Source organism: Serratia sp. 22264, assembly GCF_052045345.1.
Lineage (GTDB): Bacteria > Pseudomonadota > Gammaproteobacteria > Enterobacterales > Enterobacteriaceae > Serratia > Serratia plymuthica.
This window is the reverse complement of sequence record NZ_JBQEOY010000002.1, coordinates 241,746-266,169: the sequence shown is the minus strand read 5'-3', so window position 1 is coordinate 266,169 and position 24,424 is coordinate 241,746. Positions and strand designations below refer to the sequence as shown.

The following is a 24,424-nucleotide window of genomic DNA, read 5'->3' as shown; positions in this document are numbered from 1 at the left end:
CAAAATCCATTATTAGGGAGAGCGTGCCGAAGGGGTCGTAGCGGCTTGCCCACCGACCAATTTGCCGGGAGCAAATTGGAACGACTCCATGTCGGCCCGTAGGGTGGGACACACGAATGTGTCCCATAATGGCCCCTCGGTGCGCTAGGCCCGGGTATCTCGGATTCAAAAACAACTTTGTCATCAAACTCAAGCCTTATCAGGCCTATGGCGTGGCCCGCGGACGCGAGCCCTGCATCGGAATGCGCCAGACGATCAACGCCCCGATGACCAACAGCGCCGCCACGAAATACAGCCCGGCGTTAAAGCTGCCGGTCAGATCCTTAAACCAACCGATCAACAGCGGGCTGAGCGCCGATCCTATATTGCCGGTGGCGTTGATCACCGCGATCCCTATCGCGCGTGCTTCCAGGCTGATGGATTGATCCGGCGTGGTCCAGAAGATCGCCATCGCGGTGAAGGACCCCACCGAAGCCATGACGATCCCCAGCAGTTGGATCAGGCTGTGATCGGTGGCCGAGGCCAGCAACCAGCCGGCGGCGGCAAACAGGTAGGGCAGCGCGGTATGCCGCTTGCGCTCCTGCAGGCGATCCGATCGCTTGCTCCACCACACCATGCCGGCGATGGTGCAGATCTGCGGGATCGCCGCCAGAATGCCGATCACGATATTGCTGCTGCCCTGGTTGAAGCTCTGCAGGATCTGCGGCGTCCAGATGTTGATGGCGCTCAGGGTGTTGGTCAGGCAAAAATAGGCCAGCGTGTACATCAGTACGATCGGAGTGAACACCTCACGCCACAGGCTGCGCTGCTGCATCGCCCGGTGGCTGCGCGGTCCATTCGGCTGCACCAGTTGCAGCTTGTCGGCGTCCATCATCGCCCTCAGGCTGGTTTTTTCTTCGTCGGTCAGCCATTTGGCCTTGGCCGGCGTATCGTCGAGATAGAACCACACCACCACGCCCAGCAACACCGAAGGAATGCCTTCCAGCAGGAACAGCCATTGCCAGCCCTTGAGGTTCATCACCCCGTCCAGCGCCAGAATGTAGCCCGATACCAGGGAACCGATCGCCATGGTCACCGGCATGGCGATCATAAACAGCGCGTTGGCGCGGGCGCGGTAAAAGGCCGGGAACCAGTAGGTGAGATACACCAGAATGCCGGGCAGGAAACCGGCCTCGGTGATGCCGACGATCATGCGCAATACGTAAAGGCTGGTCGGGCCGGTGGCGAACAACGTGCAGGTCGAGGCAATGCCCCACAGCACCATGATGGTAGCGATCCAGCGCCGCGCGCCGACGATCCCGAGCATGATATTGCTGGGAATGCCGAAGATCACATAGGTGACGTAAAACAGCGTCGCCGCCAGGCCAAACATGGTCGAACTGAGGCCGAGATCCTTGCCCATCGTCAGCCCGGCGAAACCGATGTTGATGCGGTCGAGGAAAGAGAAAACAAACAGCACGAACAGGAAAATAATCAGTCGCCGAAACAGCTTTTTAATCACCGATTGCTCGGCGGCGGTTAACGCTTTATGTTGCTGCGCCGGGTTGGCCGGCGGCAGCGAATCGACGTTGCTCATGGTAGCTCCGATTAATAAACGCCCGGGGATTGCGGTTGCGCCGGCGGCAGATCCTGTTTAAAACGGCTCGCCAGGGATTCCGCCGCACGCGCCAGCAAGGTGGTGTCCACCCCAACGGCGACAAACAGCGCGCCGGAGGCCAGGTAATGCTGCGCCAACTGCGGATTGGCCATCAGGATGCCCGGCGCTTTGCCGGCCGCGCTGATGCGCGCGATGGCGTCGTCAATGGTGCGTTGCACTTCGGGGTGCTGCGGGTTGCCGGCAAACCCCATGTCGGCGCTCAGATCCGCCGGGCCGATAAACACCCCGTCGACGCCTTCTACCTGCAGAATGGCATCCAGATTTTTCACCGCCTCGCGGGTCTCGATCTGCACCAGCACGCACATCTGCGCATCGGCCTGCTGCAGATAATCCGGTACCCGATTCCAGCGAGAAGCTCGCGCCAGCGCACTGCCGACGCCACGTACGCCGTGCGGCGGATAACGGGTGGCTCGCACCGCCTCGCGCGCTTGTTCGGCATTCTGAATCATCGGGATCAGCAGGGTCTGCGCACCGACGTCCAGCAGCTGCTTGATGATCACCGCATCGTTCCAGGGCGGGCGCACCACCGGGTGGCTCGGGTAAGGCGCTATCGCCTGCAACTGGCCCAGCACCGTCTGCACGTTGTTGGGCGCGTGTTCGCCGTCGATCAGCAACCAGTCGAAACCGGCGCCGGCCAACAGTTCCGCGCTGTAACTGCTGCACAGACCCAGCCACAGGCCAATCTGCGGGCGCTTTTCCTGCAATGCCCGTTTGAAATGGTTGGTTAACATTGAACCCCCTTAAACGAACCGGCAGCTGATACAACCCATCGGGCCATAATCAACGTGGAAGGTATCGCCGCGCCGCGCGGGCACCGGCCGGGTAAAGGAACCGCCGAGGATCACCTGTCCGGCCTCCAGCTCTACGTCATACGGGAACAGCTTGTTGGCCAGCCAGGCGACGCCGTTGGCCGGGTGGTTGAGCACCGCCGCCGCCACCCCGGACTCTTCGATCACCCCGTTGCGGTACAGCAACGCACTGATCCAACGCAGGTCCAGCGCGTCCGGTTTGATCGGCCGGCCGCCCATCACCACCCCGGCGTTGGCGGCATTATCGGAAATGGTGTCGAACACCTTGCGCGGCCGCTGGGTCTGCGGATCGACGTTATGGCTGCGCGCATCGATGATCTCCAGCGCCGGAATGACGTAATCGGTGGCGTTGTACACGTCGAACAGCGTGCAGTTCGGCCCACGCAGCGGTTTGACCAACACGAACGCCAGCTCCACCTCGACGCGCGGCACGATAAAACGATCGACTGGAATGTCGCTGCCGTCGTTGAAGAACATGTCGTCCAGCAGCGCGCCGAAATCCGGTTCGGTGATCTGCGAGCTGACCTGCATGGCGCGCGAGGTCAGGCCGATCTTATGGCCCTTCAGCGTACGACCTTCGGCGATCTTCAGCGCCACCCACTGCCGCTGAATGGCATAAGCGTCTTCAAGGGTGATCTCGGGATGATCCAGCGACAGCGCGCGGATCTGTTCGCGGCTCTGTTCCGCCTGGTGCAAGCGCTGCACGGCGCGGCTAATCAGCTCTTTATCCAACATTTACGGCCCCTTACTCTTTGCGAAATAGCGCATGGACATTGTTCTGCTTGTAATTCAGCACCGGATCCAGCTCTTCAAGGGTGAAGGACAGCGCCAGATAACGGCTGGCCATCAACGCGGCAAAGTGTTCCTTGATCAGCGCAAACAGCATCTCGCCGACCTGCTCGCGGCTTTCCAGACTGCGGCCGTGGCCGATCTTCAGCGTCATATGCACGAAGGCGTAATCCTGCTTGCCGTCGGCCATCTGCCAGGTGTCCAGCCAGAGGGCGCGGCTGCGTACCCCGGCCAGCGGGAAGATGCCGGTGTCCGCCAGCGCCTGATTGACCTTGGCGAACAAGGCGGGAAGATCGGCCTCTTCGCGGATGTTGTTGGTGCATTCAGCATAAAAATGCGGCATAGCAATCTCCGAACGGCGAATTTGCGCGGGCAAGCCGCCCGCGCGGCGGTGGTTACAGGGTGTTGCCGAGCTTGAAGCCTTTTTCCTTGTCGCCCTCGCGGGTGTAGGAAAAACCGTCTGCGCCGATGGTGACGGCCATTTCGCTTGGCGCACTGCGTTCGATGACCGGCTGCGGCCGGCCGTCGAGATCCAACACTTGCGATCCTTCGGTGTACCAGCTCGGCACCACCGGGTTACCCCACCAGTCGCGGCGCTGGTTGTCGTGCACATCCCAGGTCACGGTCGGGTTATCCGGATCGCCGGTGTAGTAGTCCTGGGTATAGATCTCCACCCGGTGTCCATCGGGATCGCGCAGATAGAGATAGAAGGCGTTGGAGACGCCGTGGCGGCCGGGGCCGCGTTCGATCAAATCGGATTTACGCAGCGCGCCGAGCTTGTCGCAGATGGCCAGAATGTTGTGCTTTTCATGGGTGGCGAAGGCGATATGATGCATGCGCGGCCCGGCCCCGCCGGTCATCGCGGTATCATGCACCGTGGCTTTGCGGCGCATCCAGGCGGCGTAAACCACGCCGTTTTCATCGCGGATATCTTCCGTCACGCGAAAACCCAGCCCCTGGATGTATTCCACAGCTCGCGGGACGTCGGGCGTAATTTGGTTAAAGTGATCAAGGCGCACCAGCGCACCCGGCGTGTAGAGATCGTAACGCCAGGCCAGGCGTTCGACGTGCTGCACGTCGTAGAAAAACTCGTACGGAAAGCCGAGCGGATCTTCAACCCGCACCGCATCGCCGATGCCTTTGACGAAGCCCTTCACCCGGCGCTCGGTGCGGCAGCCCAAGGCGTTGAAATAGGCTTCGGCGCGGTCGACGTCTTCCGGCGTGCGCACGCGGAAAGCAAAGGCCGCAACGGCGGCCACCGGGCCTTCGCGCAGCACCAGGTTATGGTGAATAAACTCTTCCATCGAACGCAGGTACAGGGTTTTCTCATCCTCGGCGGTAACCACCAGGCCAAGGATGTCGACGTAGAATTCGCGCGCCGCTTTAAGGTTGGTTACCTGAATTTCCATATAGGCACAGCGCACAACGTCGGGAGCAGGGACAGCATGGGTGGTAAGTTTTATCGTCATCGTTCTCATCTCTTTCGTTTTTGTTGTGGCCTGAGGCTTAGACGCCCCATTTCGGGATTGGGTGGTCCCCCATGGAAATGCACACGTTCTTCATCTCGGCGAACACCTCAAAGCTGTATTCGCCGCCCTCGCGGCCGGTGCCGGAGGATTTCACGCCACCGAACGGCTGGCGCAGATCGCGTACGTTTTGGGTGTTGACGAACACCATGCCCGCTTCAATATTGCGGGCCAGACGCAGAACCTTGCTCACATCCTGCGTCCAGATGTAGGACGCCAGGCCGTACTCCACGTCGTTGGCCATGCACAGGCCGTCTTCTTCCGATTTGAACGGCAGCAGACAGGCCACCGGCCCGAAGATCTCCTCCTGCGCGACGCGCATCCGGTTGTCGACATCCGCCAGCACCGTCGGGCGCAGGAAGTTGCCGTGGCTCAGCCCGGCCGGTTTTTCCGGGCCGCCGGCCAACAGGGTCGCCCCTTCTTCCACCCCCAGGCGGATATAGCCGGAGACTTTTTCCCAGTGCTGCGGGCTGATCAGCGCCCCCACCTGGGTGTTGGGATCCTGCGGATCGCCCACGCGCAGGCGGTTGGCGCGTTCGGCGAAACGTTTGACGAATTCCGGGTAAATGCTTTCCTGAATGAAAATGCGCGAACCGGCAGTGCAGCGTTCGCCGTTGATCGAGAAGATGGTGAACAGCGCGGCATCCAGCGCGCGTTCGATGTCCGCATCCTCAAAAATCAGCACCGGCGATTTGCCGCCCAGCTCCATGGAAAATTTCTTCAACCCGGCGCTCTCGATGATGCGGCGGCCGGTGGCGGTGCCGCCGGTGAAGGACACCGCCCGCACGTCTTTATGGCGCACCAGCGCGTCGCCGGCGGTAGCGCCGTAGCCCTGCACCACGTTGAGCACCCCGGCCGGGATGCCGGCTTCCAGCGCCAGTTCGCCCAGGCGATCGGCGGTCAACGGCGACAACTCGGACATTTTCAATACCGCAGTATTGCCCAGTGCCAGGCAGGGCGCGGTTTTCCAGGTGGCGGTCATGAAGGGCACGTTCCACGGCGACACCAGCGCACACACCCCGACCGGCTGGATCAGCGTGTAGTTGAGCATTTTGTCGTCCACCGGGTAGGTGCGGCCGTTCATCTGCTGGCAGATTTCGGCGAAGAACTCGAAGTTATGCGAGGCTCGCGGGATCAGCACGTTTTTGGTCTGGTGGATCGGCAGGCCGGTATCGGCGGTTTCCATCTCGGCGATCTGCGGCACGTTCTCGTCAATCAGCTCGCCCAGACGGCGCATCAGACGCGCACGCTCTTTCATCGGCGTATTGGCCCATTTCGGGAACGCGGCCTTGGCGGCGGCCACCGCCTGGTCGATCTCCCGTTGCCCGCCGGACGCCACCTCCGCCAGCACCTCGCCGTTGGCCGGGTTGCAGGTGGTGAAATACTCTTTGCTGGCGACGTTCTTGCCGTTGATCCAATGGTTGATGGTTTTCATCGCAGGCTCTCCTCGTAATCTTTTTCACTGATGATGTGGTTAACCAGACGGCCGATGCCCTCGATTTCCACCACCACCTCGTCGCCCGGCTGCACGTCGGCCAGCCCTTTCGGCGTGCCGGTGGCGATCATGTCGCCCGGTTGCAACGTCATAAATTCGCTCAGGTAGGCGATCAGGAACGGGATATCGAAAATCATGTCGGCGGTGCTGCCACGCTGGCGCAGCTCGCCGTTGACGTAGGTGCTGAGCGCCAGGCGGTGCGGATCGGCAATGTCATCGCGATCGACGATATACGGCCCAATGGGCGTCAGGGTGTCGCGGCTTTTCACCCGCAGGTTCGGTCGATAGTAATTTTCCAGATAGTCGCGGATGGCGTAGTCGTTGCACAGCGTATAACCCGCCACGTACTCCATTGCCCGTTCGCGGCTGACGTTGCGGGCGGTTTTACCGATCACTGCCACCAGCTCGGCTTCGTAGTGCATATACGCCACGCCGGCCGGGCGTACCGACACCTGGCGGTGGCCGGTCAGGGTGTTCGGCGCCTTGAGGAACACCAGCGGTTCTTCCGGTGCCTTGAATTCCAGCTCGCTGGCGTGATCGGCGTAGTTCAACCCCAGGGCGAACACCGTGCCCTGCGCCGGCGGCAGCCACTCGGCGTCCCGTTCCTGCAACACAGTGCCGTCCGGCAGGGTAACGCGCAGTTGGTCATCCACGCGGGCGTTAACAATCTGGCCATGATGGCGAATACGGGCGTGTCTCATGATAATTCTCCTGCCTGCGTCACGCGGTTGGTCAGCGTGGGCAGCCCGGCGGCGCGTACCGTCACTTCATCCCCCGGGTTGAGATCCACCCGCTGCTGCGGAGTGCCAATCAGCACCGCGTCGCCCGGTTGCAGGGTAATGAAATCGCTGATGGCGGCGATCAGTTCAGGCACCGAGCGCACCAGATCGGCCGTCGACCAGCGATCCCGCTCCACGCCGTTGATTTCGGTGACGATCTCCAGCTTGCCGGTCGCCGCCAGCTGGCCGATATCCCCCAGCGGGCAAAAACCGTCGCGACACTTGGCCTTGATCGCCGGGCGGTAGAAGCTGCTTTCCGGCAGGCTGACGTCGTTGGCCAGCGCATAGCCCGCCAGATAGTCCGCCACCCGCTCGGCCGGTACCTTGCGGGCGGTATCGCCGATCACCACCGCCAGCGTAGCGCCGCTTTGCACCTTCTCACCGGCCGGGAACGGGATCGCCCCGCCGTTGGCGAGGTGGGTATTGCGCGGTTTGATAAACCACACCGGGGTCTTGGGCGGGGTGTTATAGGGCGGCTGATGGAACGCCTGATCCCAGGCGTCAATCTGGCTGCGGTGGTTCAACGCGACGGAAAATACGGTGCCTTTCATGCAAACTCCTCTCGTGACAGAACATGACAACCGGCATTCATTAATATATTAACGATTAGTTTTATACGCTGTTTACGATTTACGCAACGCGGTTGGATTGATTTGTGATCCTGATAACAAAATATTCACAACTGCGGAACATTGGCGTTATTATTCAAATAATTAATCATTTTTTGGCGTATTTTTACCCGCCAGCCGCTTTTTCGCTTTATACGTTGGGGTAAATCTGGCTATTATTAAGTTATTAATAAATCAGGCCTGGCAGGGGCGTACTCTATTGCGCTCGTGGTCCCAGCATGCTGGGGCCCCAGAATCAGGGCCGACATACCGAACACCTTGACAGTAAAGGCCAAATCTATGCATGAATCCTTAACCATTGCCCTGTTGCAGGCGCGTGAAACCGCCATGGGGTTTTTCCGCCCGATCCTGAAAAGCCACAATCTGACGGAACAGCAGTGGCGCATCATCCGCGTGCTGGCCGACAGCCGTTCGATTGAATTCCACGAACTGGCGGCGGAGACCTGCATCCTGCGCCCCAGCCTGACCGGCATTTTGTCGCGCATGGAGCGCGATAAGCTGATTTTCCGCCTGAAGCCGGTCAACGATCAGCGCAAGCTGTACGTTTCGCTGACCCAGCCGGGCCAGGAGTTGTACGACGTGGCACGCCATCAGGTGGAACAGGGTTACCGCGAGATTGAAGCCGCGTTTTCGCAGCAGAAGATGGATCAACTGATGACGTTGCTGGACGAGCTGATCACCCTGGGCGACAAACTGCCGGCCAACGTGACGGCCCATCCCACCAAGAAATGATTCAATGAATCGGCGTCCTCAATGAACGGGCGTTGCAGCTAAATAGCTGTGTTTAATACCGCTACACCCTAAGCTTGAGGTTGGTGGGCGTCATGGCAGGTTAGCCGACCGTTGAGCGCAGGGATGCGCGATACGAGCCCCCAGGGACGGGTTCACGGCGCGTCGGCGTTCTGCATGACCCCCACCTGTAGCACTATTCGGCGCAGCTAGTTACGCCTGCAGCCAACCACGCTGCAGCGTCAAGCAAGAAGAGAATTCGCTTCCGGCAGCAGTGCGCCGCCGTCCACCACCAGCGTCTGGCCGGTGATATAGGCCGCCGCCGGCGAGGCGAGAAACACCATCGCCGCAGCGATGTCTTCCGGCTCCCCCAGCCGCCCGAGCGGGACGGCGGCGGCAATCGCCTGATTGACTGCCGCGCCGCCCAAATTGGCCATCGCCGGCGTGCGGATCATCCCCGGCTCCACGCCGTTAACCCGAATGCCCGCCGGCGCCAGCTCCAGCGCCGCCGCACGAATAAACCCGTTCACGCCCGCCTTTGAAGCGGCGTAGTGTGCCAGCCCCGGATAAGCCACCCGCGGCCCGGTCACCGACGAGGTCACCAGCACGCAGCCGCCCTGGCGGCGCATCCACGGCAGCGCCGCCTGCGCCAGAAAGAACGGTGCCATCAGATTGACGCTCAGCGTGCGTTGCAACAGCGGGGCGTCAATGTCGGCAAACGGCGTCAGCGGGAAGTAGGCCGCATTGTGGACAACCACGTCCAGCCGCCGATACTGCTCCCCCACCGCCGCGACCCGTTCGGCAATCTGCGCCGCGTCGGCCACATCGCAGGCCACGGCCTGCACCCGCCAACCTTGCCGCTGCAAGCTCTCCGCCGCGTCCTGCGCCTTGCGCAGTTGCAGATCGGCCATCACCACCGTCGCGCCCAGGCGGGCAAAAGCTTCGACAATCGCCAGCCCGATGCCCTGAGCGCCGCCGGTCACCAACACCACCTGGCCACTGAAGGCATCGGCCGCATAGGTTGCGTTCATCGGCTACCCCCTGGGATGACGGGTGGTATTCAGCACCTGCGCATGAGCGCCCACCGCAAAATTGCTCAGCGCGCTGAAGTCGCTGCCCTGATAGCCGAGGATCTTGCCGTCGGTCCGCATCGCCTGCAGATCGATCATCACCACGCCCAGCGTCGGCACGATCTTCTCGCGCCACACGAACAGGTAAAGCTGCTCGGCGACTTTCACATAATGACAACGATCGACGTCCGCCAGCCCTTTCTCTACGCCGTCCAGACACTGCCAGGCGTAAAAATTGTCGTTCAGGTAGATGTGCTCGTAACGTTCGGTCGGGCTGTAGGTGTACATATTGCGCATGCCGATCAATTCGTCGGTGAAATGCGGCAACGCGGCCGCCGCATTATCCAGCGTGCCGAAGCGGAATTCGGCGTTGACCGCCGTGAGCGGCAAGCCTTGTTCAACGCGGCTGAAAGCATCCAGCCGGGTTTGCCGTTCATCCGGCAATTGGCCGTACACCAGGGTGAAATTGCCCTGATTGCGATCGCACACCAGCGTCATGCTGGCGTTGTCTTGCGAAGGATCGAGAAAATCGATAAACAAAATACCGGAGCGAATGCTGGTGGCACGATAAGCAATACCCGTGCGCGCGCCCCAGTTCAGCCTTTGATCATCGGTAAAATGACACTTCAGCGTTTCGCCATCGGCAAAATGCAATGTCAGCGTGCTGCCGCTCAGCCCGAGCTGCCGTTCCAGCGTGTTGCTGTGCGGCGCAAAGCCTTCCGCCAGTGCGCCAACCTGAATAAATACCGCCTCTGTACTCATCTGATTCTCCTTAAAGGGAAGTAAAAGCCAACGTCGGCACGTCGACGATGGTAGAGCCGCCATCGGCCACCAGCGCCGCACCGGTAATGATTGACGCCTCGGCCGAGCAGAGAAAACGGCAGACGCCGGCGATCTCTTCCGCGCTGGCCGGGCGACGCAGCGGCACGTCGCGGCACACCATCCGGTAAGCCTGCTCCAGCGAGATCCGATGGGCATCCATCAGCGGCTGCATCTCCTCGTCCGCCATCGGCGTCGTCACCCAACCGGGGCACACCGCATTGGCGCGTACCCCGAGCGGGCCATAGTCGCGGGCGATGGAACGCATCAGCCCGATCAGCGCATGCTTGGCGGTGACGTAACCGCACACCTCCGGTCCGGCGGCCAGCGAGGCGATAGAGGCGACAAACAGCAGGTTGCCGCCGGTTTTCACCAGTTCCGGCAGGCAGGCGCGCGCGCTGGCGAAAGCGCTGTTGAGATTGCTGTCCAACGCGCCTTGCCACTGCGCGTCGCTCGTGTCGGTAATGCGCCCAACCCCCATGCCGCCGGCGCAGCCGATCAGGCAATCGATGCGCCCGCCCTGCCGCAAAATGGCCGGCAGCAGGATGGTATTCCAGCTTTCGCCGCTCGACGCGTCGCCCACCAGCGCCACGGCGCCGATTTCCTCGGCCAGCAGCGCCAGCGGTTCGCGGCGACGGCCGATGATAAACACCCTGTCGCCCTGAGCGGCCAGCCGCCGGGCACAGGCAGCCCCCACGCCGGTGCCGCCGCCGGTAATCACCACCACTCTATTCATCCAGTTTCTCCATCAGTTGGCCGATCATCAGCAGGCTGCTCAGCAACAACCTCCGCTGTTCCGGCTCCAGCCGCAGGTAGCGACGGCCGGCCGGCAACCGGCTGACCACTTCAGACGCGGCAAAATGTTCGATATCCAGCCACCAGCGGCTGTCGGCCACCCTCAGTTGGATGCTGCGGAAATCGAGCTGCGTCAGCGTCTGGCCAATCTGCGGATAACGCTGCAAGGCGTCGATCACCCGCTGCGCCGTGGCATTGTCGCGGGTGGCGCGATAAACCACGCCCCGCCGCCGCAGCCAACCACCGGCGGTGATGCGCAGCGTCAGCGGCTCGGCCAACGTGCTTGCCCCCTGCAGGCGGAAGCGGTGGCTGACGATATGCGCCATAAACAGCGCGCTAACCCGTTCGCTGACCTCAATCACCGGCCCCTGCGGCAGCGTCAAGCGCAGTTGGCACGGCGCCAGGCGTTCGCAGGCATAGGGCTGAAGATTTTGCGCCAGCCGAGTGAGCGTCACCCCCGGCTGATAACCCGCCGGCTGCCGCCGCCACACGCGATTAAGTGAGGGAAGTAAGCCGATCAAACTGCGCCTCCTCGTTTTCCGTTTTGGCGAAGGCAGTTTCCAGCACCTGTTCGACCGGCACCGGTTTGAACGGGTTGACCTTCTGCACGCACAGCGTCCAGAACAGCGCATAGGCGGCGGTCAGGCCGATCATGATGCTGAAGGGGATATAAACGTCGCGCGGGTTCATGCCCGGCGGAGTGATGTAGATAATCGCCAGCACAATGCCGATGCTGGAGACGATTTGCGGCAGCGGGAACCACGGCGATTTGTAGGCGCGCGGCAGATCCGGCCGCCGAATACGCAGGATCACCACCGAGCAGGTCACCAGCAAGTAGGCCACACCCCAGGCGCACACCGCCGCCAGCACCAGCGGGAGAATGCGCTCGAGATTGCCCTGAATGACGAAGGCGTGTACGCAGGGGATCAGCACCGCCACCAGAATGCCCACCACCGGGGTTTTAAAGCGCGGGTGCAGATAAGCGAAGATGCGCGGCAGCGCGCCGTCCAACGCCATGCCGTACAGAATGCGCGGCACCGCCGCCATCAGCGTATTAATGGTCGCCGCCCCGGCCAGCAGCAGCCCGATACCGAGCCAATATTTGCCGAACTCGCCCATCACCTGCCCGGCAAAGGCCGGGATCGCCATCGGCGTGTCCAGCAAGTGAACGCCGTTGGCGGCATCCACCACCACGTTCTCCACCTGATGGCTGAGCGCGGCGCCGTAAAGCGCCATGCAGACCGCCACGCCGCACAGCCCCAGCGACATGGCGCGCGGGATCACTCTGGCGGAGCCTTTGATCTCCGGCGCCATCGGCGTCACCAGTTCGCAGCCGACGAACATAAACATCGCCATGCCGATCAGGCTGAACACCGCAAAGGGATCGCTCAGGCTCAGCGTGCTGCCGAACCAGCCTTCCAGCGGCACCGCATGCGGCGACAGCAGCCCGGCGATACCGAAAATCACCAGAGTGCTCCACATGGCGAAAGTCAGCACGATCTCCGCCTTGCCGAACGCCTCGATGCCAAACGCATTGAGCAGACCGAACAGGATCACCAACCCGACGCCAATCATCCAGGAGGCGTTGTGGGTTTCCATCAGGGTGTTGAGGTGTTCGAAATTCACCAGCGCCATGATGCCGGAGAGAATGGTCTCGGCGGTGCCGGCAAAGATATGCACGATCAGATAGGCCGACAGCGCGCCGGTAATGGCAAAAAAGCGGCCCATGCCGCAGGCGATATAGTCATACACCGAGCCGGAGGTCGGCAGCATCGCCGCCGCCTCCGAGAAAGTGGTGAGCTGGGCTTGCATCATGATAAAGGCGATCAGCATCGCCAGCGCGAAGGTATCGCCGCCAATACCGAAACCGCTGGTGACGGTGAGGATCACCGGACTGGCCATAATCACCCCGACCGAGCTGGCCAGCGTAGTGGGGAATCCGACCTTGCCCCGTTCAAGGTGGGCATGAAGCCGCGACGACAGGTTCATGGGTAGTTCCTCTTATAGTTTTTGCCCTGGTGTTGTTTGTGCAGGTTTACGCCGCAATTAGCGGTGATCTCACTATAGAGAGGAAAGGAAAATACTGGCTATCGTCCTTAAGGACGAGGCCGAACCATAGCTTTTTCCTCTTATCTTTTTAGCCCGGCCAACCGTTATGGTTTGAATCTCGCGGAGGGGATTTTCGAGAGAATGCGGGGAATAGCGCGTCTGTCCATCGTTCTTAGGAACGAGCCGCCGGCAGCGAGCGAAGAGGGGTCGCCAACCGGCGATACGCGCAGCGCCGTCCCCCTGGCAGGGGAAATCACTTTAAATTCAGCGGGAAGGAGGCATACCATTCGTTAATATATTAACTAAATATTGACGCAAGGCCGCCCATTCCCCAGCCAAACGGGGGGCGTTGCCTTGTTATTTATGTATTTTATTGCAATCAGGCTCACGTTGTTAATATGTTCTTATTGTGTTACCGAATTGCTACAACTATGCTGGAATCGTTCATATATTGAACGACGCATTCTCCAGAACGCAGGGTAGGTAAAGGAGGGAAATGAATCATGCACAGCACATCATCCGATGCCTTTATCAACAGCTGTCTGACCACCATTGCGCATTTGATCCCGGTGTCCGCCGGGGTGTTTTACCTGGTCAATCAAGATCTGCGGCCAGACCACTATATTCTGCACGGCATTTCCGATAAGACGCATCAGCAGTATTTGACCCATTTTCAGCAGATTGATCCGCTCAAACCCGCCAATTTCCATCAGCAGGATATCAGCATGGTCGGCATGAGCCCGGCGGCGATCGCCAATAACCGCCATTATTATCATGACTTTATGCTGCCGAATGACATGCGCGATATGACGGAGATTTTTATCCGCCAGCGTAAACGCATTATCGCCGGGGTGTCCTTGATCCGCGATACGCCCTTTACCGAGGTGGAGCGTGGCCGCCTGCGGGCGGTACTGCCGCTGATAGAACTGGCGACGCGCGATCTGCTGCCCGGCGGCGAAGCCCAGTTGCTGACCGCCAAGGAGCAGGAGATCGTCAATATGGTGCGCGAAGGGGCCAGCAATAAACGCATCGCCCTGAAGCTGGGCATTTCACTTTCGACGGTGAAAACCCATATGCGCAATATCTTTGCCAAAACCGAGGTAGCAAACCGCACCGAATTGGTGGCCAGCAGCTTTATTGCCCTGGGTTAATGAATACAGCCATAACGATGGCTTATAACAGGTAAAAATAAACTCGTTAATTATTCGCTATCCATGGCGCGGTTTCCGCCTGCCCAAAATACGGCATCGCGGCGATATCTGATTCAGGTTTAACCTGCGGGGATAATTATTATGTCCAGTGATTCAGTTTCTGTACCCTCAACCGGGGCGGCTATCCCCTGCCCGCCACGGCTGCTGACCGCCATTATTATTTTTGCCGCCATTGCGCCGGGCATCCTGATGACCGCCCCGGCGATAGCGGCGCAGTTAGCCGGCCAGTGGCAGCTCACCCCAGCGCAAATCGGCCACTTGTTTTCGACCGAATTGGGTGCCATGAGCCTGGCGACCTTGCCCGCGTGGTGGTGGATAAGCCGCGTTAACTGGCGCCGGGTCGCTGCGTTGGCGGCAGCGGTGTTTATCGCCGGCAATCTGGCCTCGGCGCTCATCGGCGATTTCACCCTGCTGCTGGGGCTGCGTTTTATCGCTTCGATGGCGGGCGGCACCTTGATGATCCTGTGCATCACCTGCGCGGGCGGCACCGCCAACCCCAGCCGGGTCTACGCCTTCTGGGTGTTGGGCCAACTGGTGCTGGGTGCGGTCGGGCTACTGGTGCTGCCCCCGCTGTTCGCTCATTTCGGCCTGATGGCGGTGTATCTGATTCTGGCGGCCATCATGCTGTGCTGCCTGCCCCTGATCCGCGCCTTCCCAGCCGGGTTTCACCCGACGCACGCAGCGCTGCGCTCCGCCGCCTCTCCCTGGTTCCGCAAAGTTTTCGCCGTGATGGCGGTACTGAGCTTTTATATCAGCCTGAGCGCGGTCTGGACCTTTATCGGCAGTATCGCCGCCGCGGCCGGCCTTTCGCCGGTCAACAGCGGCCAGGTGCTGGCTGCCGCCACCCTGTTTGGCATCGTCGGCGCCGGCAGTGCCGCGTTTATCAGCGCACGCCGCCGTGGCAACGGACTGATTTGGCTGGGCTACGGCCTGTTGATCGCCGGCATTGCGCTGCTGATCCGTGACCCCTTGCTGCTGCGTTTCGCGGTGGCGGCGGTGCTGTTCAAGTTTACCTGGACCTTTGTCCTGCCGTTTATTCTGGCCCGCGTCGCCGGGCTGGATAATAACGGCAAGCTGATGAATAACATCAATTTGGTGATTGGCGGCGGCATGGCGATTGGCCCAACGCTGGCCGGCTACCTGATTGAATCTTCGGGTGGCTTCGACGCCCTGTTGATCGGCGCGCTGGGCTGCGCGCTGCTGTCGCTGTTATTGATTTTGTTAGCTTCACCGCGCACGCCGCGCCATTGACCAGGAGTAAAAAGGTGAAAAGAAAAACCGGTTTCTTCTTTGATGAACGCTGTTTCTGGCACAGTACCGGCCTGCATGCCACTACGCTGCCGGTCGGCGGTTGGGTTCAACCCCCTTCGGGGGCGGGCCATGCGGAATCGCCGGAAACCAAACGGCGGATGAAAAACCTGATGGACGTCTCCGGCCTGTCGCGCCGGCTCAGGCTGCTGAGCGCCGAACTGGCCACTGACGAAGACCTGCTGCGCATTCACCCGGCCGACTATTTGCAACGTTTCAAACAGTTAAGCGACAACGGCGGCGGCATGCTGGGGGAAGAAGCCCCGCTGGGCCCGGGCAGTTATGAAATAGCGAAACTGTCCGCCGGGCTGGCCTGCGCGGCGGTCGAGGCGGTGCTGCAAGCTGAGCTGGACAACGCCTATGCGCTGTCGCGCCCGCCGGGTCACCACTGCCTGCCTGACCAATCGATGGGTTTCTGCTTTCTGGCCAATATCCCGATTGCAATCGAGCGCGCCAAGGCCCAATACGGCCTGGGCAAGGTGGCGGTGCTCGACTGGGACGTGCATCACGGCAACGGCACCCAGCATATCTACTGGCAGCGAGATGATGTGCTGACGCTGTCGTTGCATCAGGACGGCTGCTTCCCGGCCGGCTATTCCGGCGAGCAGGATCGCGGCGCAGGCGCGGGGGAAGGCTGTAACATCAACATTCCGCTGCTGGCCGGTACCGGCGACGACGGCTACCTCTACGCTCTGCGACGGATAGTGATCCCGGCGCTGGAACAGTTTCAGCCTGAACTGATTATTATTGCCTGCGGTTACGACGCCAACGCCATCGATCCCCTGGCGCGCATGCAGTTGCACAGCGACAGCTTTCGCAGCATGACCGCGCTGGCGCAAGACGCCGCCGATCGCCTGTGCGGCGGCAAACTGGTGATGGTTCATGAGGGCGGCTACGCCGAATCCTACGTGCCGTTCTGCGGCCTGGCGGTGATGGAACAGCTCAGCGGCATTCGCACCGAAGTGCAGGATCCGCTGCTGGATTTTATCCGGCAACAGCAGCCGCGTGACGCCTTCAACCTGTTTCAACGCGACGCCATCGATCGGTTGGCGCAGCAGTTCAAACTGTAGTTTCCCTCTGAGGCGCCGCAGGTTGTGCCCCTACGCCATTGCCGCTACGCTGAATAGGGTTTCCGTTATCCTGCCGACGAGAAAATATTATGTCTGAACAAAAGATTAGCTTTATCAAAGGTGGCCATGGCGATATTGCCGTGCATGACTGGAGCCGCGATCGGCCGCGCTTTTTGGCGCTGCTGGTACACGGTTACGGCGAGCATCTCGGCCGTTATCAATACGTGGCGCGTACGCTGGCGGCACAGGGCGCACGCGTGTTTGGCCCCGACCATCTCGGCCACGGGTTGTCGCAGGGCGAGCGCGTATTGATTGAGGATTACGACGCCGTAGTCGACGATGTTCGCCGCGTAGTAGAGCATTTTCAGCAGCTACACCCAGACGTGCCGCTGGTGGTCATCGGCCATTCGATGGGCGGCATGATCGCCACTCGTTATGCCCAGCGTTATCGCGAAGGTATCCGCGCACTGGTGCTATCCGGCCCGCTGATCGGCGAAAGAACCCTGATCTCCGACTTGCTTGATCTGCCCGCTATCCCGAACGAACCGCTGGATACCGCCACTTTGTCGCGCGATCCGGCCGTTGGCGAAGCCTATCAGGCCGATCCTTTGGTGTGGCACGGGCCATTCAAACGACCGACGCTGCGCGCCATGCAGCAGATCCTGGCAAAAATCAACGCAGGGCCGGGTTTCGGTACGCTACCTACGCTGTGGATACACGGCGATGACGATCGGCTGGTGCTGATGGCCGAATCGCAGACCGCCATCGATCGGCTGAAAGGCAGCGATTTCGACGCCATGATCAACCCCGGCGGGCGGCATGAGAGTTTTAACGAAACCAACAAAGATCAGATATTGAAGCGGGTCACCGACTTTATCGAGCGGGTGCTGGGATAGCGGATTTCCCCTCTCCCGGCGGAGAGGGGCTAACGGTGAGATCAACCTTCGACGATGGCGAGATAGTGTTTTACAAAACGATCGGAGGTGATTTCCCAGCGCACCGGCGTGCCCTTTTCGACAAACCACGAATCCCCGGCCTGATACTGCACGGACTTCCCGGTGTTCTCATCGGTCAATGTCGCGGTCCCTTCCCACACGGTGGCGTGTTCGGCAAACGGATACTCCATCACGAAGGTGCCGCGCGTACAGCTGAAAACGCCGCAGTTCAGGTTATCGGTCGGCTCACCGAAAAGAGTCGCTACCCCGACGTTGGGCGAGCCTGCGATCACTCTGGCACCCAGGTTGCTGACGCTGCCAATCTCCAGCAGTTCAGGCAGCGGCTGCTTAAGCAGTAATGGTTTCATGTCTTTCTCCTCTGATAAGAATTAACGGCGGCCTTTCCAGTAGCCGGATGTCTGGTGCCAGGCCTTGCCGGCGGTGGTCATCACCCGGCGCAGCCGATCTTTGCCGAAGATGTTGACGTGCGGGATCGAACTCATCAGATCGTAACGATCGGATCCTTCGCTCATGCCCTCCGCCAGCACCTTGCAGACGATATGGCTTGGCGTTACGCCAAAGCCGGAATAGCCCTGTACGTAGAACACGTTGTCGTGCTGCGGCAAGGTACCGATCTGCGGGAACAGGTTGGCGCTGCAGCACAGCGGCCCGCCCCAGGCCAGATCGATCTTCACGTCATGCAGGTACGGGAATACTTTCAGCATCAGGTTGCGGTTCCAGGCTTTGAGATCCGCCGGAATGTATTCGATCAAGCGGGTGGCGCTGCCGAACAGCAGGCGGTTTTCATTGGTGACACGGTAGTAATCGATCACCGGGCGAATATCGCTGTAAGCACCGCGGATCGGGCTGATGCGCCGGATCAACTCCTCGGGCAGCGGTTCGGTTGCCAACTGGAAAGCGTAGGTGTTGATGGTTTTACTATGGATAAACGGCTCCATGCCGTTGAGAAAGCCGTTGCACGCCCACAGCATCTTGTTGGCGCGCACCGAGCCCATGGCGGTGCGAACCTTAATGCGCGAACCGTACTCGACGTTAAGCACGCTGCTGTTTTCGAAAATTTTCACGCCGTAGCCGCTCAGTGCCTTGGCCTCGCCCAACAGCAGGTTGAGCGAATGCACGTGCCCGCCGCCCATGTGCTTCAATGCGCAGGTGTAGGCATCGGATCCCACCACCTGCTTCACTTCCGCGCCGGTATAAAGTTCGATCTCTTCATTTGGCGATACCGCCTTGAACTCTTTCAACCAGCTGCGCAGGGTTTTCTCCTGGCGCGCATTGCTGCCAAGATAGCCGTAACCGAAGCGGAAATCGGCGTCGATAGCGTATTTCTTGATGCGCTCACGGATAATGCCGGCGCCGAGGTTGCTGATTTTGAAGATGGTTTCCAGCCCGGATGGGCCGACGTGACGTTTGATTTTTTCCAGATCGTGACCGATGCCGGCCATCACCTGCCCGCCATTGCGCCCGGTGCCGCCGTAGCCCAAATGGCGCCCCTCCAGAATGGCGATGTTGGTGATGCCCCGCTCCGCCAGCTCCAGCGCGGTATTGATACCGGAGAAGCCGCCACCGATGATCACCACGTCAACGTCCAGATCGTCTTCCAGCGTCGGGAAGCGCAGATCGTACTTTTTGGTTGCCGCGTAGTAAGTTAACGATTCGATATTATTGTTCACTGCCGCACTCCCGAAGACCCTATGCCCTACAGCGGATTATCGGGAGCGGCCGGCAAAGCCGCCATGTCCCCTTAGGGACATTTGCTACAAAAAATTAACATTATGCGCTGCGGCGGTTCGGCCCGGCCAACAGCAGGTTGAACAGTTCGGCCTGCGAACCGATATCCAGCTTGCCGTAGATGTTCTTGCGATGGTTTTTCACCGTCCCCAGGCTGATGAACAGCCGGTCGGCAATCTGTTGCGAGCCACAGCCGCTCAGGATCAGATCGACAATTTCGCGTTCTCGCGGGGTCAACAGATAGCGCACCTGTCGGGTTTTGTCCTCCGCCGTATCCGGCGATACCGGCGCGGCGACCACTTCGCCATGCAGGCGCGCGATACTTTTGAGCAGCGTCAACGCACTCCTCAACTCCGCCAGTTGCGGATAGCGCATCCCCACCGTCTGGCGCGCCGAACCGAAAAACACCCCCAATCCGCGTTCCGGCGTCAGTGGCAGCAGCACGCCGGCCTCGTCGTGCCAACCGGTTTTACGGTAAAAATTACGGTAATAGTCAGTGTGATAGAAACCGCATGGCGCCAACTGACGCAGCGAAAACACCTCGCCGCCGCCGCCACCGTTCAGCATCTGGTAAAAGGGATCCTGCAGGTAAGCGCCCCGCTGGTAGATTTGGTTGACCGCATCGCTGTTTTCTTGCTCGGTTTTGAGCAGGCAACGCGGCGCACGGCCTCGTTCGAAGGCATAAACAATGGCGTTGTCGAAGGCGAAGAAAGCTTCCATCCAGGCCAGCAGGCTGGGATAAAACCTGGGTGTCGCAACCGCGTCAATCACCGCCGATAACCGTTCGACCTGAATACTCATATCCGCCCTCGCCATCATTAATAAATTAACAATTACCTTGTTTCGGATAAAACCGGCAGCGCCATGGCCCGCTTGTTATAAAAAGCATTCAACAGCGCCAAATGCAAGGTTTCGCTTGCTTGCATGTTAAACAAATCACAGCTTCGCCAGATTATGGCACCCCGTCACCCACGGGCCTGGTTAATATGTTAATGAATGGGTTTCCGGCAGTGAAAAGCAGTGGTTCCTCCGACGAGGCTGGCTTATGCTGTGGTTTTACCGCGCCAAGGAGAGAACATGACCACCAGCCTGACGATCGCCAACCGGCATACCTGGTTCGGCCACGGCAGTATTAGCCAACTGATCCCATTACTGGCCGCCGATCCCCAGCCGACATTGCTGTTCAGTTGCCGTTCATTCCTCAATGGCGCGGTATATTCCTCATTGGCAGATGCCCTGACGCCGCTGCTGATCGGCACCGAGATCGTCAGCCACGAAGCCTCGCCGCAGGAGATCGACGCCTGGGTCGCGCGCTGGCGCGGCAAGGCATTGCGCGTGGTGGCCATTGGCGGCGGCAGCGTGCTGGATGCCGCCAAGGCGTTTGCCGCTTTAGTGGAACATCCGCTGCCGACCCTGCGCTATATGGAAAAGATCGGCGACACCAAAATCAGCGGCGCCACCCTGCCGCTGATCGCCATCCCGACCACTGCCGGCACCGGCAGTGAAGTGACCCAAAACGCAGTGATCACCGATACCCGGATCAGCAAGGTGAAAGCCTCGCTGCGCCATAACAACTTCGTGCCGCATACTGCCATCCTGGATCCGCAACTGCTGCAGGGCGCACCGGACAAAGTACTGGCTTACTGCGCCATCGACGCCTTTACCCACCTGTTCGAAGCCTATCTGTCCAAAGCCGCCAGCGCCATGACGCGCGAGATGTCGCTGACCGGCATCCGCCATTTCCTGGATGCCTGGCCGGCGCTCAACCGCAGCGATCGCGCCCGTGAAGCCATCATGCAGGCCTCGTACCTGGGGGGGCTGACGCTGAGCGCCGCCGGGCTGGGGGTGATCCACGGCATTGCCGGCGAGATTGGCGCGCTGCACGATTACCACCACGGCCAGGTCTGCGGCCGCCTGCTGTTGCCGTTCCTCGAACTGCTGGCGCAAAGCGAGCAGCCGCAACAGTGCGCGCTGATGAGCGATCTGGCCGCACGCCTGTTCCCCGAACAGCAAGACAGCCCGGAACGCTATCTGATCGAGTTTATTACCCGCAACGCCATCGCGCCGTTCTGGCAGGATGACCTGCCGATTTCCGGCGACGAACTGGCGGTGACGCTGGAAAAATCCAACAGCAAGAACTCCTTGATCGACTATACCGCCGCGCAACGGCAACTGATGATCGAAGGCGCATTCCGCGTCGAATGATAATATAATGAGATCAAAGCAATAGCGGGAGATCGGAAATGGGTATCATCGGCTGGATTTTCACCGGCATCGCCATTGGCATTCTGGTTGGCGTACTGCTTAAAATCTTCAGTAGGAAGAAAAAGCAGTAAACGGATTTTAAAGGTCGGCAGCGCCGAAAGCCTGTTCGAATAAACCGTCTTTACGCAGCAGGTAACGGCGGTTTTGAGCAACTGATCGGCGATTTTTGGCAAGGTGCCGAAGGCCAGGAATAAGCGTTCATCCCCCCTCATGCGCCGCCAGCAGGCACTCGTGGAACACCTTCACCACCCGTTGCGGGCTGGGTGAACGCCGTACCACGCAGGAATATTCACAGTGGTAGCGGAACAGCTCCGGTTTTATCGCCCGCATCATATTCTGTGCGACGAAAAACGCCGCATAGTGGTCGGGAAGAAAGCCGACATACTTGCCGGAGAGGATTAAGGTCGCTATCGATTCCTGAGCAAAACCCGTCGCCTTGCGCTGCAAATGCTGCTGCAAACTTAACGCCATATTCGGCGAATGGTAGCCCAATCCTGCAAAGGCATAATTGTGCAACAGATCCCAATTCAGCATGTCGTGATGAGCGGAAAATAACTCATGCTGCGCACCGCAATATAAGAACATCCTCTCATTGAATAAAGAACTATAAGATAAACTTTCCGCACTGCGGTGCATTGGAATAACGCCAATCTGAAACTGCCCGTCAATAACGCCGCGCTCAATGGTATTTATCGGCTCCACGTACATTTGCAAAGACACGTCCGGCGCACGCTCGCTGAATAACGCAATTGCCCGGCCGATGTGCGCCTGCGGATTACTGACCGTATGATCAAATATTGCCACGTGCAGCTGGCCGCCCATGCGTCGATGCACGTCATCCACCCCACGGCGAAAAGCCTCGGTGGCCGCCAGCAGGTTGGTGGTTTCCTGGTAAATCAACAGCCCTTCGTCGGTGACGGCGAAGCCCTCCCGCCCGCGCTGGCACAGCGTCAGCCCCAGCCTTTGCTCCAGATCCTTGATATGTTTGCTGATGGTCGACAGGCTGATATTCAGCTCCAGCTCGGCGGCGCTCATTCCTCCGCAGTCGACCACCGCTTTAAACACCCGCAGCAACCGCAGATCCATATCCGACAACTGCCCTAAAAGCGCGCGCTTTTTTACTTGCATAAAACCTTAAGTAAGTTTCGACATATGATTATTCACATTAGTGAAGAAGCGGAACATAGTCAATTTCACTCAACAATTCATTAACACGTTTATTTATACCCTATGGCTTTTAAGTTGCGGCCAGGCGGCCAGCTCGCTCACTCCAGGCGCTTACTCAAGTAAGTAACTGGGGTGAGCGAATGCAGATAACAACGCTGTAACTTAAAAGATGACGGGTATATTTAATTAACCGCACCTATTCTCCCCCTCGGAGGGAAAAATGGCTGATTTAAATCACCGCGAAAATAAACCCGATCGTGAATGGTTAGAAGCACATTGGATGCCATTTACCGGCAACCGTAATTTTAAAGCCAACCCGCGAATGATAAGTCACGCTGAAGGCGCTTATTATACCAGCCAGGATGGGCGTAAAATCTTTGACGGTTTATCCGGCCTATGGTGCTGCGGATTAGGCCACGGGCGCCAGGAAATTGCCGATGCGGCCCACCGTCAACTTTCTCGGTTGGATTATTCCCCGGCGTTTCAATTCGGCCACTCATTATCCTTCGAACTGGCGAATAAAATTAAGGCCATGACGCCAGCCGGGCTGGATTATGTATTTTTTACCGGCTCCGGCTCAGAAGCGGCGGACACCTCGTTAAAAATGGCGCGCGCCTACTGGCGGGCCAAAGGCCAGGCAGGAAAAACCTGTTTTATCGGCCGTGAAAAGGGCTACCACGGCGTTAACTTTGGCGGTATTTCGGTAGGCGGCATCGCCGGTAACCGCAAGGCTTTTGGCGCAGGAGCGGAAGCGGACCACCTGCCGCATACCCTGCTGGCGGGTAACGCCTTTTCGCGCGGCATGCCCGCTCAGGGTGCCGAACTGGCGGAAGAGCTGAACCGAATTATCGCGCTGCGCGATGCGTCGACCATCGCAGCCGTGATTATCGAGCCCTTCTCCGGTTCCGCCGGTGTAATAGTGCCGCCAATCGGCTATCTGCAACGCATCCGAGAAATTTGCAGCCAAAACAACATTCTGCTGATTTTTGACGAAGTGATCACCGCCTTCGGCCGCTGTGGCGCGTTGACCGCCGCCGAGGCGTTCGGCGTCACGCCGGACATCATGAATATCGCCAAGCAGGTGACCAACGGCGCGCAGCCGATGGGCGCGGTGGTGGTCCAACCGGCGATTTACGATGCCTTCATGCACACCGACGAGCCCGAGTATCTGCTCGAATTCCCGCACGGTTATACCTATTCCGCCCACCCGGTCAGCTGTGCCGTGGGGCTGGCGACGCTGGACATCATCGAGCGCGAACAGATGATCGAACGGGTACGGCAGCTTACCCCCTATTTCGAGCAGGCGGTACATGGCTTGCAAGGCTGCAAGCACGTCACCGATATCCGCAATATTGGCCTGGCGGCAGGCATCACGCTGGCGGCGCGGCCAGGGGAAGCGGCGCGCAGGCCATATGAAGCGGCGATGCACTGCTGGGAAAACGGATTTTACGTCCGCTATGGCGGCGACACCCTCCAACTGGCCCCGCCGTTTATCAGCAGCGAGGCGCAGATCGACTCGCTGATCAACGCCCTGGGCGACGCCCTCAACGCAACCGAATAAGGAGCGAATGCC

Annotated in this window: 24 protein-coding genes; 7 read left to right on the top strand and 17 right to left on the bottom strand. The window is 59.8% G+C overall.

Translation table 11 applies throughout. The features are described from left to right. Positions 1 to 205: 205 nt before the first annotated feature. Genes hpaX through ACTJJ1_RS12155 form a run of 8 tightly spaced genes read right to left on the bottom strand, consistent with a single transcriptional unit; the run spans position 206 to position 7,606 of the window. Positions 206 to 1,576: a 4-hydroxyphenylacetate permease gene (gene hpaX / locus ACTJJ1_RS12190; RefSeq protein WP_004949869.1), complete on the bottom strand. Its 1,371-nt coding sequence runs from the start codon at positions 1,574 to 1,576 to the stop codon at positions 206 to 208. An 11-nt stretch (positions 1,577 to 1,587) separates the two neighbouring features. Then, a complete protein-coding gene (hpaI, locus tag ACTJJ1_RS12185; RefSeq protein WP_020438406.1) occupies positions 1,588 to 2,388 on the bottom strand; it encodes a 4-hydroxy-2-oxoheptanedioate aldolase in 801 nt (266 codons plus the stop codon). A 9-nt stretch (positions 2,389 to 2,397) separates the two neighbouring features. After that, positions 2,398 to 3,201, bottom strand: coding sequence for a 2-oxo-hept-4-ene-1,7-dioate hydratase (gene hpaH / locus ACTJJ1_RS12180; protein WP_440833857.1), 804 nt, complete (start codon positions 3,199 to 3,201; stop codon positions 2,398 to 2,400). Between the two features lie 10 nt (positions 3,202 to 3,211). Then, on the bottom strand, positions 3,212 to 3,598 hold the full coding sequence (locus tag ACTJJ1_RS12175) for a 5-carboxymethyl-2-hydroxymuconate Delta-isomerase (RefSeq protein ID WP_004949865.1): 387 nt from the start codon (positions 3,596 to 3,598) through the stop codon (positions 3,212 to 3,214). Between the two features lie 52 nt (positions 3,599 to 3,650). After that, positions 3,651 to 4,724, bottom strand: a complete 1,074-nt coding sequence (gene hpaD, locus ACTJJ1_RS12170) for a 3,4-dihydroxyphenylacetate 2,3-dioxygenase (protein WP_095559005.1) — start codon at positions 4,722 to 4,724, stop codon at positions 3,651 to 3,653. A gap of 37 nt (positions 4,725 to 4,761) precedes the next feature. Then, on the bottom strand, positions 4,762 to 6,216 hold the full coding sequence (hpaE, locus tag ACTJJ1_RS12165; RefSeq protein WP_440833854.1) for a 5-carboxymethyl-2-hydroxymuconate semialdehyde dehydrogenase: 1,455 nt from the start codon (positions 6,214 to 6,216) through the stop codon (positions 4,762 to 4,764). After that, complete coding sequence (locus ACTJJ1_RS12160) at positions 6,213 to 6,977, bottom strand: fumarylacetoacetate hydrolase family protein (protein ID WP_004949862.1); 765 nt, start codon at positions 6,975 to 6,977, stop codon at positions 6,213 to 6,215. The genes hpaE and ACTJJ1_RS12160 overlap by 4 nt, the downstream gene beginning before the upstream one ends. Beyond that, positions 6,974 to 7,606: a fumarylacetoacetate hydrolase family protein gene (locus tag ACTJJ1_RS12155; protein ID WP_440833852.1), complete on the bottom strand. Its 633-nt coding sequence runs from the start codon at positions 7,604 to 7,606 to the stop codon at positions 6,974 to 6,976. Before ACTJJ1_RS12155 ends, ACTJJ1_RS12160 begins: the two co-directional genes overlap by 4 nt. Positions 7,607 to 7,963: 357 nt before the next feature. On the opposite strand from ACTJJ1_RS12155, the gene hpaR reads away from it, so the two are divergent. Next, a complete protein-coding gene (gene hpaR, locus ACTJJ1_RS12150; RefSeq protein ID WP_006323464.1) occupies positions 7,964 to 8,416 on the top strand; it encodes a homoprotocatechuate degradation operon regulator HpaR in 453 nt (150 codons plus the stop codon). Positions 8,417 to 8,655: 239 nt separating this feature from the next. Here hpaR and ACTJJ1_RS12145 read toward each other — a convergent pair whose 3' ends face one another. Genes ACTJJ1_RS12145 through ACTJJ1_RS12125 form a run of 5 tightly spaced genes read right to left on the bottom strand, consistent with a single transcriptional unit; the run spans position 8,656 to position 13,086 of the window. Next, complete coding sequence (locus tag ACTJJ1_RS12145) at positions 8,656 to 9,444, bottom strand: SDR family oxidoreductase (RefSeq protein WP_421415117.1); 789 nt, start codon at positions 9,442 to 9,444, stop codon at positions 8,656 to 8,658. Between the two features lie 3 nt (positions 9,445 to 9,447). Next, entirely contained in the window at positions 9,448 to 10,245 is a 798-nt protein-coding gene (locus ACTJJ1_RS12140) for a MoaF C-terminal domain-containing protein (protein ID WP_440833849.1), read from the bottom strand. Between the two features lie 10 nt (positions 10,246 to 10,255). Further along, a complete protein-coding gene (locus tag ACTJJ1_RS12135) occupies positions 10,256 to 11,038 on the bottom strand; it encodes an SDR family NAD(P)-dependent oxidoreductase (RefSeq protein ID WP_409443567.1) in 783 nt (260 codons plus the stop codon). After that, positions 11,031 to 11,618 (bottom strand): DUF3156 family protein, encoded by a 588-nt coding sequence (locus ACTJJ1_RS12130; RefSeq protein ID WP_440833847.1) that lies wholly within the window; start codon positions 11,616 to 11,618, stop codon positions 11,031 to 11,033. Before ACTJJ1_RS12130 ends, ACTJJ1_RS12135 begins: the two co-directional genes overlap by 8 nt. Further along, entirely contained in the window at positions 11,593 to 13,086 is a 1,494-nt protein-coding gene (locus ACTJJ1_RS12125) for an APC family permease (RefSeq protein WP_004949851.1), read from the bottom strand. Before ACTJJ1_RS12125 ends, ACTJJ1_RS12130 begins: the two co-directional genes overlap by 26 nt. Positions 13,087 to 13,649: 563 nt before the next feature. Here ACTJJ1_RS12125 and ACTJJ1_RS12120 point away from each other — a divergent pair. From ACTJJ1_RS12120 to ACTJJ1_RS12105, 4 genes are all read left to right on the top strand, one after another. After that, a complete protein-coding gene (locus ACTJJ1_RS12120; protein ID WP_006323452.1) occupies positions 13,650 to 14,297 on the top strand; it encodes a response regulator transcription factor in 648 nt (215 codons plus the stop codon). Positions 14,298 to 14,438: 141 nt separating this feature from the next. Then, complete coding sequence (locus ACTJJ1_RS12115; RefSeq protein ID WP_440833844.1) at positions 14,439 to 15,608, top strand: MFS transporter; 1,170 nt, start codon at positions 14,439 to 14,441, stop codon at positions 15,606 to 15,608. Positions 15,609 to 15,622: 14 nt separating this feature from the next. Then, complete coding sequence (locus ACTJJ1_RS12110; protein WP_440833843.1) at positions 15,623 to 16,735, top strand: class II histone deacetylase; 1,113 nt, start codon at positions 15,623 to 15,625, stop codon at positions 16,733 to 16,735. A gap of 89 nt (positions 16,736 to 16,824) precedes the next feature. Continuing rightward, positions 16,825 to 17,631: an alpha/beta fold hydrolase gene (locus ACTJJ1_RS12105; protein ID WP_208904604.1), complete on the top strand. Its 807-nt coding sequence runs from the start codon at positions 16,825 to 16,827 to the stop codon at positions 17,629 to 17,631. A 41-nt stretch (positions 17,632 to 17,672) separates the two neighbouring features. Here the strand turns inward: ACTJJ1_RS12105 and ACTJJ1_RS12100 are convergent, their stop codons facing one another. The 3 genes from ACTJJ1_RS12100 to ACTJJ1_RS12090 form a co-directional block, all read right to left on the bottom strand. Then, positions 17,673 to 18,038, bottom strand: a complete 366-nt coding sequence (locus tag ACTJJ1_RS12100; protein ID WP_004949842.1) for a cupin domain-containing protein — start codon at positions 18,036 to 18,038, stop codon at positions 17,673 to 17,675. A gap of 21 nt (positions 18,039 to 18,059) precedes the next feature. Next, on the bottom strand, positions 18,060 to 19,361 hold the full coding sequence (locus ACTJJ1_RS12095) for an NAD(P)/FAD-dependent oxidoreductase (protein WP_325987327.1): 1,302 nt from the start codon (positions 19,359 to 19,361) through the stop codon (positions 18,060 to 18,062). Positions 19,362 to 19,461: 100 nt separating this feature from the next. Then, positions 19,462 to 20,220: a response regulator transcription factor gene (locus tag ACTJJ1_RS12090; RefSeq protein WP_004949839.1), complete on the bottom strand. Its 759-nt coding sequence runs from the start codon at positions 20,218 to 20,220 to the stop codon at positions 19,462 to 19,464. A 276-nt stretch (positions 20,221 to 20,496) separates the two neighbouring features. Here ACTJJ1_RS12090 and ACTJJ1_RS12085 point away from each other — a divergent pair, with 276 nt between their 5' ends. Continuing rightward, positions 20,497 to 21,624, top strand: coding sequence for an iron-containing alcohol dehydrogenase (locus ACTJJ1_RS12085; protein ID WP_440833839.1), 1,128 nt, complete (start codon positions 20,497 to 20,499; stop codon positions 21,622 to 21,624). Positions 21,625 to 21,882: 258 nt separating this feature from the next. On the opposite strand, the gene ACTJJ1_RS12080 is transcribed toward ACTJJ1_RS12085, so the two are convergent. Further along, positions 21,883 to 22,812 (bottom strand): LysR family transcriptional regulator, encoded by a 930-nt coding sequence (locus tag ACTJJ1_RS12080; protein ID WP_440833837.1) that lies wholly within the window; start codon positions 22,810 to 22,812, stop codon positions 21,883 to 21,885. A gap of 259 nt (positions 22,813 to 23,071) precedes the next feature. On the opposite strand from ACTJJ1_RS12080, the gene ACTJJ1_RS12075 reads away from it, so the two are divergent. After that, on the top strand, positions 23,072 to 24,412 hold the full coding sequence (locus ACTJJ1_RS12075) for an aspartate aminotransferase family protein (RefSeq protein ID WP_006323443.1): 1,341 nt from the start codon (positions 23,072 to 23,074) through the stop codon (positions 24,410 to 24,412). The last annotated feature ends 12 nt before the right edge of the window (positions 24,413 to 24,424 follow it).

What these genes read in the sequence shown, in the direction of transcription:
- ACTJJ1_RS12120 (WP_006323452.1), top strand. Translation starts at nt 13,650, where the DNA reads ATGCACAGCACATCATCCGATGCCTTTATCAACAGCTGTCTGACCACC.
- hpaD (WP_095559005.1), bottom strand. Translation starts at nt 4,724, where the DNA reads ATGACGATAAAACTTACCACCCATGCTGTCCCTGCTCCCGACGTTGTG.
- ACTJJ1_RS12145 (WP_421415117.1), bottom strand. Translation starts at nt 9,444, where the DNA reads ATGAACGCAACCTATGCGGCCGATGCCTTCAGTGGCCAGGTGGTGTTG.
- ACTJJ1_RS12160 (WP_004949862.1), bottom strand. Translation starts at nt 6,977, where the DNA reads ATGAGACACGCCCGTATTCGCCATCATGGCCAGATTGTTAACGCCCGC.
- ACTJJ1_RS12080 (WP_440833837.1), bottom strand. Translation starts at nt 22,812, where the DNA reads ATGCAAGTAAAAAAGCGCGCGCTTTTAGGGCAGTTGTCGGATATGGAT.
- ACTJJ1_RS12115 (WP_440833844.1), top strand. Translation starts at nt 14,439, where the DNA reads ATGTCCAGTGATTCAGTTTCTGTACCCTCAACCGGGGCGGCTATCCCC.
- ACTJJ1_RS12135 (WP_409443567.1), bottom strand. Translation starts at nt 11,038, where the DNA reads ATGAATAGAGTGGTGGTGATTACCGGCGGCGGCACCGGCGTGGGGGCT.
- ACTJJ1_RS12075 (WP_006323443.1), top strand. Translation starts at nt 23,072, where the DNA reads ATGGCTGATTTAAATCACCGCGAAAATAAACCCGATCGTGAATGGTTA.
- hpaI (WP_020438406.1), bottom strand. Translation starts at nt 2,388, where the DNA reads ATGTTAACCAACCATTTCAAACGGGCATTGCAGGAAAAGCGCCCGCAG.
- ACTJJ1_RS12100 (WP_004949842.1), bottom strand. Translation starts at nt 18,038, where the DNA reads ATGAAACCATTACTGCTTAAGCAGCCGCTGCCTGAACTGCTGGAGATT.
- ACTJJ1_RS12140 (WP_440833849.1), bottom strand. Translation starts at nt 10,245, where the DNA reads ATGAGTACAGAGGCGGTATTTATTCAGGTTGGCGCACTGGCGGAAGGC.
- hpaR (WP_006323464.1), top strand. Translation starts at nt 7,964, where the DNA reads ATGCATGAATCCTTAACCATTGCCCTGTTGCAGGCGCGTGAAACCGCC.
- ACTJJ1_RS12090 (WP_004949839.1), bottom strand. Translation starts at nt 20,220, where the DNA reads ATGAGTATTCAGGTCGAACGGTTATCGGCGGTGATTGACGCGGTTGCG.
- ACTJJ1_RS12105 (WP_208904604.1), top strand. Translation starts at nt 16,825, where the DNA reads ATGTCTGAACAAAAGATTAGCTTTATCAAAGGTGGCCATGGCGATATT.
- hpaE (WP_440833854.1), bottom strand. Translation starts at nt 6,216, where the DNA reads ATGAAAACCATCAACCATTGGATCAACGGCAAGAACGTCGCCAGCAAA.
- hpaH (WP_440833857.1), bottom strand. Translation starts at nt 3,201, where the DNA reads ATGTTGGATAAAGAGCTGATTAGCCGCGCCGTGCAGCGCTTGCACCAG.
- hpaX (WP_004949869.1), bottom strand. Translation starts at nt 1,576, where the DNA reads ATGAGCAACGTCGATTCGCTGCCGCCGGCCAACCCGGCGCAGCAACAT.
- ACTJJ1_RS12125 (WP_004949851.1), bottom strand. Translation starts at nt 13,086, where the DNA reads ATGAACCTGTCGTCGCGGCTTCATGCCCACCTTGAACGGGGCAAGGTC.
- ACTJJ1_RS12155 (WP_440833852.1), bottom strand. Translation starts at nt 7,606, where the DNA reads ATGAAAGGCACCGTATTTTCCGTCGCGTTGAACCACCGCAGCCAGATT.
- ACTJJ1_RS12085 (WP_440833839.1), top strand. Translation starts at nt 20,497, where the DNA reads ATGACCACCAGCCTGACGATCGCCAACCGGCATACCTGGTTCGGCCAC.
- ACTJJ1_RS12175 (WP_004949865.1), bottom strand. Translation starts at nt 3,598, where the DNA reads ATGCCGCATTTTTATGCTGAATGCACCAACAACATCCGCGAAGAGGCC.